This is a genomic window from Candidatus Omnitrophota bacterium (genome assembly GCA_013791745.1).
Lineage (GTDB): Bacteria > CG03 > CG03 > CG03 > CG03 > CG03.
The window spans coordinates 1-6300 of record VMTH01000067.1; the positions used below are offsets into that span (position 1 = coordinate 1).

At 44.0% G+C, this 6300-nt stretch carries 5 protein-coding genes; 1 reads left to right on the plus strand and 4 read right to left on the minus strand.

The window, feature by feature from the left end; genetic code table 11:
* Positions 1–261 precede the first annotated feature (261 nt).
* The 4 genes from FP827_03095 to FP827_03110 all read right to left on the minus strand — a co-directional run bounded on the left by FP827_03095 (position 262) and on the right by FP827_03110 (position 5223).
* Positions 262–1287: a PAS domain S-box protein gene (locus FP827_03095; protein MBA3052064.1), complete on the minus strand. Its 1026-nt coding sequence runs from the start codon at positions 1285–1287 to the stop codon at positions 262–264.
* Between the two features lie 366 nt (positions 1288–1653).
* A complete protein-coding gene (locus FP827_03100) occupies positions 1654–2901 on the minus strand; it encodes a serine hydroxymethyltransferase (GenBank protein ID MBA3052065.1) in 1248 nt (415 codons plus the stop codon).
* Positions 2902–3266: 365 nt separating this feature from the next.
* Positions 3267–4478, minus strand: a complete 1212-nt coding sequence (locus tag FP827_03105; protein MBA3052066.1) for a hypothetical protein — start codon at positions 4476–4478, stop codon at positions 3267–3269.
* A 70-nt stretch (positions 4479–4548) separates the two neighbouring features.
* A complete protein-coding gene (locus tag FP827_03110) occupies positions 4549–5223 on the minus strand; it encodes an acyltransferase (GenBank protein MBA3052067.1) in 675 nt (224 codons plus the stop codon).
* Between the two features lie 309 nt (positions 5224–5532).
* Here FP827_03110 and FP827_03115 point away from each other — a divergent pair.
* A partial coding sequence (locus FP827_03115) for a hypothetical protein (GenBank protein MBA3052068.1) occupies positions 5533–6300 on the plus strand: 768 nt, incomplete at its 3' end.

Below are 6300 nucleotides of genomic sequence, written 5' to 3' on the forward strand. Positions count from 1 at the left end.
AAAACATCAAAACCGGAAAAATATATGATGGCGAGGGCCGTCCCTATTATAAACGAATAGCAGAAAGCGATTATTTTATTAGTAGTCACTCTTTGTGTTTTTGTACCAGTTCGCGTTGCTCATCAGGTTGGCCTCTCTGGTGTAACCCCTGTCAAAAACGAGGGTTAAAAAACCTATGATGCCTATAAACAGCAGCGTCATTAGAAGTTGTTTAGCAGATTTCACGCTCTAAGCTTATTTTTTTTAACGGATAATGTCAAATTATTTCTTTTCCAGTTTTTCCAGTTTTGATTTGAGTGAAAAGATCTCGAGCTCCATTTGAACGGCCATGTCCGCCACTTTCTGAAGATCGTCTATTTTGTTCTGTATCACTACTCCCGTGCGTTTTCTCTCAAGCGCGTTGATGATTATCTCTCCCGATATTTTGAGCAGTTTCACCAGGTCGTCGTGCCAATCTCTTTTTTCCCGCACCGTGTCAAAACCCATAAAACCATGCAGATACGCTCCGGAAACGAGGGGCACGGCAAGAAGGGATTTAATATTCCGGGCTTTCAAAATCCTCTTTTCCGCCGAAGCTGCCTCCGCCAGTTCTTCGATATTGGGGATTCTTATTGTTTCAAGACGCTTTAATTTTTTCATCCACCACGGGAAATCATCAAGCCAGCAGTTCTGCAGATTTTTTTTCTGCGGCTCTATGCCTTTGGCGCACCATTCGTGGGTGTTGTCCATGAACAGGCCTTCGGGCCGGATCAAAAAAACATAAGCCCTGTCCACTTCCTCGCCCTGGCCGAGCTGTTCCAGCGAGCGGTTAATCTCATCATCTATCTCATCCGGAGAGCATTTGATAAATTTTGAAGACATTCCGGCAACTATGTCTTCAAGTTTTATCCGCCGTTCCAGCACGGCTTTCGCACGGGCCGCGTCACTTATATCGCGTATGAGCAGACAGGCCATTTGACGATTTTCTATCTTGTACGGGATAGCCGTGATCTCGGTGGCGACGAGGTTCCCGCTCTTGAGCACACAGCCGGATTCAAGCCTGTGCCGCGTCTTGCGCGGATTACTGAACACCTTCTTTAACTGAGCGCCGCCAAAAGATTGCAGGATATCGCTGATTTTCCTGCCGCTGAGTTCATCAGCGCTGTAACCCATTTTCCGGCAGGCCGTTGCGTTGGCATAAACAAATTCGGCCTTGTCATCTATCCAGCAGACGCAATCGCCGATTTCCTCCAGCGAATAGCACAGCAGCTTGTTCAAAAACGATTCTGTCAGGCCATTTTTTTTCAATTTTTCACCCTCTCCGGCTCTAAACCAATCGTCTGTCCTAAACTATCGTTTCCTGAAGTCCAAAACCTTTACAGGTCCGTCGTCTGTCCGCCGGCCAAGTATGCTCAGCGTTGCCCCATCAAACACTCTGTCGCGTTCGATAAAACCTATTATATTTGACAAAATTACGCCTAAAAAGTCAAGGGGGCAATCAAGTATTGTCCTAATATAAGCAGAAAGATCAGGGGAGAATTAAGAAAGCGGCAAGATAAATCACTGAAGTTCTACCTTAATCTCAAACACACTCATCACATCACACATCTAAAAACCTTTCTAATTTCACCTTTTCTTCACAAAGGAACTTATAGCTGGATTTCAAATAAATCATTATTCAGACAATCCGTAAATCGGAAAAGCATTCGTCATTTTCTTGACTTCTTTTTTAACTGCTTTCAGTTCCTCTTTATTGCCCGCTGAATTTATAGCCCTGCTTATAAAAACCGCTATCTGCTTCATTTGCTCCTCTTTCATACCCCTGGTTGTGACTGCCGGAGTCCCCAGTCTTATACCCGAAGTGATAAAAGGCTTTTCAGGATCGCCCGGGATAGAGTTCTTGTTCGTAGCAATCCCGGCTTCGTCTAGTAAATCCTGCGCGGTAGAACCCTTCATGTTCTTATTTCTCAAATCTACGAGCATTAAATGGTTATCCGTCCCGCCTGTAACAAGCTTAAAGCCCAGTTTCACAAGTTCTTCAGCCAATGTCCGGCTGTTTTTTACAATCTGCTTCTGGTATTCCATGAATTCCGGCTTCAGCGCCTCTCCGAAAGCCACGGCTTTGGCCGCAATCACATGCATGAGCGGGCCGCCCTGGATTCCCGGAAAGATATTCTTGTCCACCATATCTGCAAATTCTTTCCTGCACATCACAAGACCGCCCCGGGGCCCCCTCAGGGTTTTATGAGTGGTCGTTGTGACAAAGTCGGCATGGGGAAACGGGGACGGATGTATCCCGGCCGCTATCAGCCCTGCTATATGCGCTACATCAGCCATAAGGTACGCGCCCACATGGTCGCAGATCTCCCTGAATTTCGAGAAATCTATTATCCTTGAATATGCGGAAGCTCCGGCGACGATCAACTTGGGTTTGTTCTTCTCCGCAAGACGCCGCATTATGTCAAAATCAATCAGCCCGGTTTTACAGTCAAGCTCTACAGGCACCGTGTAAAAATACCTGCCCGAAAACGAGCTCGGGTGACCGTGGGACAGGTGTCCGCCGTGGGACAGGTGCATTCCCATGATCGTATCTCCGGGGTTTAAAACGGAAAAGTAAACGGCCATGTTTGCCTGCGTGCCCGAATGAGGCTGGACATTTACATGTTCCGCATTAAAAAGTTTTTTGCAGCGGGCCTGTGCGAGCCGTTCTATTTCATCATAGTGCTGGCACCCGCCGTAATACCTTTTCCCCGGGTACCCTTCAGCATATTTATTAGTCAGGACAGAGCCCTGCGCTTCCAAAACCGCCTGTGAAACATAATTTTCAGAAGCAATCAGTTCAAGGCCTTCTTCCTGCCGGAGGTGCTCCTTTTTAATTATTCCATAAACTTCACCGTCGCTTTCTTTAAGATATTCCAACATTATCTCCTCCCGTTAAACTGTATAAACCGCAAGTCACCAGTTACCCGTTGCCAAGTCACCATGTTGTTTTTTCATTTACCTTTTACCATCTCCCGTCTATCTTCTTTTTATCTTGCATCCAGTATCCTGTATCTCTTCTAACTTTTACCTTCTTTAAGTTTTGGTATTATTCTTTCAATAAGGCCGTCTAACCTTTTAAAAGTATTGCGGTAAAATTCAACCGGTAATCCCGGGGGATCGGCAATACGGGGAGTCAGTCTATATCGGCCAATAATACAATATTAGGGCCGTTGTTGCAAATATCCGATTTGAATTTGAGTTAGGCCGTCTCAACGGCCTGCCATAGCTTTAGCGAAAGAAGGGGGCTAATCGAAAAGCAGCTTTTTAAGAGCCGTCCTGTTTTCGCCAACCACTAACATCATCTCCTCCCATTTCGCCTGAAAATCAACGTATGCCTTAAAGGCGTCATATCCGGGGTCAGCCGCGTATTTGGCTATATAGATATTCTGCAAAGCTTCTCTGGCATTCTCAGTTTCGCCGGCGATAAGGTATTCCTGGCTCATTGCCAGACAGGCCTTTGCCATTTTATCCATAAGGTTGTCTCTGAAAAAACATCCGGGGAAAGGATCATAATTTGAAACTTCCAGTTTATGTGTTTTATCGCTGTCTCTGCTGTTGGCAATCTTGTTCTTAATATGTACGAACCTCTTAATGTCTTCGCGCATGGGCATCCACGCGGGGTGAGGGCGTTTTAGCGGAACGTGTTTTACCATCAGCGTATTATCCAGGATAAAGCTGTGGCCGAATATATTAGCGTTCATCACCCAGTCGGAATCTTCTCCTCTCTGCAGAGGCGGATCCAGCGGTATTTTCATATAAAAATCTTTGTGAACGGCTATATTCCCCATTATGGAAAAATGAACTTCTTTTAAGCGTTCCCCTTCAATAACTTTTTCCTGGAACAGTTTGTTCATTTGAATTATGGTGTCATAAAACGCCGTGACCGCGCTTATCTTTACAGGCAGCAGTATTTTATCTTCCGCTGTTATATAAGGACCGCAGAGAGCCAATATTTCCTTATCCTGAAATTTGGTTTTTATTGTATTCTTTATCATTGAAACATAGTCGGGTTTGGTAAATATGATATCATCGTCAATTGAAACAGCTATATCGGAATTCAGTATGTTAGCAGCCACGAAGCACATATTTCTGAGAGGAGAATAGCCCGTCAGAGATAAAGTTCCGAGCAAATGCTCTTTACCCTTTTCTTTGAAAAACGCATGGAGTTTTTCAAGTTGGGAATAACAAACGGTATAAATTTTAAAATCCTTTTTATATTTCGCCATTAAATTATTCAGGGCGGTTTCTGTTTTCTCTTTATACCCCTCGGCGCCGTTGCCGGCAACGGCAACTACATCAAAATCCTGATCCTCCAGGTTTTTCATGCTTTCAAACAGCGGGGGGATAGTTCCTTCACTGTCAATAGCAGTTGGATGGTCATAATAATAATCACCTTTTTTGTGAGTACAAGTTTTTTCTCTTCCCCAGAACATAGGAAATACGATCGATGTTTTCATAAAATCCCTCCTCTTATTCAAAAAACCAACTGTCAAAAACCAACCACAGATTCAGTGGTTTCTTTCTTTATCATTGTTTTTCGCGTTTTTCGTTCCAGTCCTCTTTCCAGTCAAACTTAACTCCGCCTAATTCCTGGACATAATAATTGGGATGCGGGATCGGGACAAAATCGGGATTGTACCATTTCCCCTCGAAACGGCCGCCGTGTTTTCCCTCAAACGGCTCTAAAATCTTTATTACTTTCGCGGGAATGCCCGCGGCGACGGCGTAATCAGGTATATCGCTGGTGACGACGGAATTGCAGGCGATGATCGCGGCTTCCCCGATAGTGACACCTTTCAGGATTCTCGCATGAGAGCCTATCCACGCGCGTTTTTTGATTCGGACAGGGCTATTTTCCTTAGGATTATTTCCTATGCCGTGAATATCGGTATCCATTATAAGAACATTCCAGGAAACTCTCACTTCCTCTTCAACCACAATCTCTTCTTCGGCAATCAGTTCGCATTCTCTTTGAAAAAAGGTTTTTGGATATATGGTGATTTTTCCTTTATGTCCCATCCTGATCCATACAGGCTCGAAGAACCGTGTAGAATCTCCAATTTTCATGATTCCATTGCCGTGGTTTAAAACCCGTAAAGGCCCGTATTTAACCCAGGGATCTGTAAATGTGTGACGGTTTTTTATGAGGTCATCTTTTGCCTCGTCAATGGTTTTGAACTTGTATTTTTCAGACTCTGTCATGAATGGCCTCCCTTATATATTATTGCCGATAGAGGAAATACTCCCTCTAATGAATTTACTGTAGTTTGACAAAAATCAGACTTGGTTTCAAGATGTAAGATTCTATTATGTCGATTTCATGATAACGGGCATTACAGCGTATTCCTACAATAGCTTGATTATTATATTGGTATAATTTAAAATACGGGTATACGACGTCGGGATTTGGCTCATTAGCTATATTGCGAAATTAATCCGGTACAGATCAAGCATTTGAAGCTTTAAAAACAGGGGCACACAACAGGGATATAACCGGGGAGGAATAAGAAAATGAACAAAGTTTATTTTGGTTTCGGAGTGCACTGTCATCAACCGGTCGGCAATTACCCTCATGTTTTTGAGGAATGTTTCAATCTATGTTACGACCCCTTTTTTAAGGAGCTGAACAAATTCCCCGATGTGATAGTGAATACGCACATAAGCGGCCCGCTTCTGGAATGGATGGCGGAAAACAAACCTGAGTTCATTGCTCTTATGAAAGGCATGATAGACAGGGGACAGATCGAGATACTCGGCGGCCCGTTTTACGAGGTCATTCTGCCCCTTATCTCAGCTGATGATATTAAGGAACAGATTACGCAGTATACCCGATACATAGGAGAAACTTTCAATTCCCTGCCCACCGGAATGTGGCTGCCCGAACGGGTGTGGGAACAGTATCTTACAAAACCTATAGCATTATCAGGTATGGACTACACACTGCTGGATGATTATCATTTCAACGGCGCCGGCTGGCTGAATGACAAACTTCACGGCTATTTTATAACAGAGCATGAAGGTTATAAGTTGAAGATACTTCCTATAATGGAGTCTCTACGATACACTATGCCTGCCCTTAAACCTCCTGATGTGATTGATTACATAAAAAAAACCGGAATGGATGCAGGGGGGGGAATGAGGATTGCTATGGGCGACATAGAGAAATTCGGCGTATGGCCGAAATCATATAAGATTATTTATGAGGACGGCTGGCTGCATGCTTTTTTCCAGGAGCTTTCGGAGAGGCAGAAAAAGAGTGATGTAATGACAATAAAATTT

Coding starts and splice junctions, on each gene's coding strand:
- FP827_03110 (MBA3052067.1), bottom strand. CDS start 5,223: ATGACAGAGTCTGAAAAATACAAGTTCAAAACCATTGACGAGGCAAAA.
- FP827_03100 (MBA3052065.1), bottom strand. CDS start 2,901: ATGTTGGAATATCTTAAAGAAAGCGACGGTGAAGTTTATGGAATAATT.
- FP827_03105 (MBA3052066.1), bottom strand. CDS start 4,478: ATGAAAACATCGATCGTATTTCCTATGTTCTGGGGAAGAGAAAAAACT.